The following is a 1,834-nucleotide window of genomic DNA, read 5'->3' as shown; positions in this document are numbered from 1 at the left end:
CGGACGCGAGTCCCACGAATCGGCAGCCCAGCGGCTGCCGATTTTTTCGTGCGCGCCGGCGAAGTCCGCGACGAACAGTTGGAAGTCGCCAAGGTTTGTTGATCTTATTTAAAAAATCGACACGGTTGGTGAGCCGCTGGCCGTAAGGCCCCGGGCGTTGCGCCCATGGCCCGGCCGCTCGCGCGTCACGGCTCGCTCATTCATCAACCGCTTAGGCCCCTAGATTTTTTCGACGTAGGCGAAGTAGGCGCCGAAGACTTCTCCGGAATCGGTTTCAAAGGTTGCGGTCATCGTCGTCGTCTCGGGTTCCAGGTCCAACTCGAACACGACTTCTTTTGCACCTTCAGGCACCGCCGCGGACTTTTCGACGCCACCGATTTTTAGTGTGGCTTTGGCTGCCGCGACGGGCTTGCCGGGCGTTTCCCGAAATGCTGTTTGCCCGGGCACCGGCGGTCCCGGTGGCAGCGGGCTGGCGATCGGCCGATCGACCTCCTCGGGCCAACGACGCAACCGAACCACGGACTTGCCGCCCTCGGTGATCTTGACGTTCCAAAACCCGGTATTGGCCGGGCCGTTCATCGCCGCCCGCACCTGGCTTTGATTCCAGGGTGTCATCCGCGTGGTGATCCAATCGTGGCTGGTCAACCGGGCCGGATTGTCGGCGGGGTGGCCCAGGTAGATCGCCGTGGATTGGTCGAACGTCGGCTCCAGTTCCGCCCACCAGTTTTCATAAAAATTTCGCATTCGCTCGACGACATCTGGGTGCTCCGACGCCACGTCGTTTTCTTGCCCGGGGTCGGCGTCGATGTCGAACAGTTCTTTTCCGTTGCACAATCGCCAGCGGTCGGTCATCACGGCCGAGCTTTTCCACTTGATCGGATCTTTGACGCGTTGAGAGTCGGTGACCAGAATCCGGTCGGGCCAATCGGTCGCTCGATTAAAGATCAGCGGAGAGATATCGACGCCGTCGAACCGAACGCCTTGGGGCGGGGCGACACGGCACATCGAAATCAGCGTCGGCAGAACATCGACATAGCCGGTCAGCGTGTCGACGTCGCGTCCGCCGACCAGATTGGCGTCGGGCCAGCGAATGAACAGCGGCACGCGGTGCCCACCGTCATAATGGCTGCCTTTCTTGCCACGCATCCCGGCGTTGAACACCTTGGCGCCCGAGGACGTGCCGTTGTCGGTGGTGTAAATAAAGATCGTGTTGTCGGCAATCTTCAGATCTTCCAAGAGCCCGAGCAGCTGTCCCACGTTCTCGTCGATGTTGGCGATCATGCCGTAGAAGTTTGCCAAACCCGTGCCCAGGTTGGCATACGGCTCGCTGTACTTCTCGGGGGAGTGCATCGGGCCGTGCGGCGCGTTGGTGGCGATGTAGGCCAGAAAGGGTTTGTCGGCCGAATGCGAATCACGAATGAACTGTTCGGCATAATCAAAGAAGACATCGGTGCAAAAGCCTTGGACCGGAGTCACCTTGCTGTTGTGCCAGTAGGATCCATCGAAGTAGGCGTTGTCCCAATGATCGGGAGTCTGGCCGACACCGCCGCCGCCGTGCCGCATCACTTCGCTAAAGCCGCGGTCTTCCGGGCGGTAGGGATAGTTGTCACCCAAGTGCCACTTACCGAACATCCCGGTCTCGTAACCAGCCGCAGAAAAAACGTCTCCCATGGTGACTTCGTTTTCGCGCAACATCGAACGGCCCATGATCGTGTGCCAGACGCCGGTGCGGTTGGTCCAGTGACCGGTCAGAAACGCGCAGCGTGTCGGCGAGCAAGTCGGCGCGACGTGATAATCGGTCAACCGCACGGAATCGCGATGCAATTGATCCAGG

At 60.2% G+C, this 1,834-nt stretch carries 1 protein-coding gene; it reads right to left on the bottom strand.

The window, feature by feature from the left end; all coding sequences use genetic code 11:
* Nucleotides 1-219: 219 nt before the first annotated feature.
* Nucleotides 220-1,834, bottom strand: a 1,615-nt coding sequence (locus ABX749_RS31530) for an arylsulfatase (RefSeq protein ID WP_372899527.1), incomplete at its 5' end; no start/stop codon positions are given.

Source organism: Stieleria sp., assembly GCF_041595215.1.
Taxonomy (GTDB): Bacteria; Planctomycetota; Planctomycetia; order Pirellulales; family Pirellulaceae; genus Stieleria; species Stieleria magnilauensis.
The sequence above is the reverse complement of the archived record's forward strand: the minus strand, read 5'-3'. Positions and strand labels throughout refer to the sequence as shown.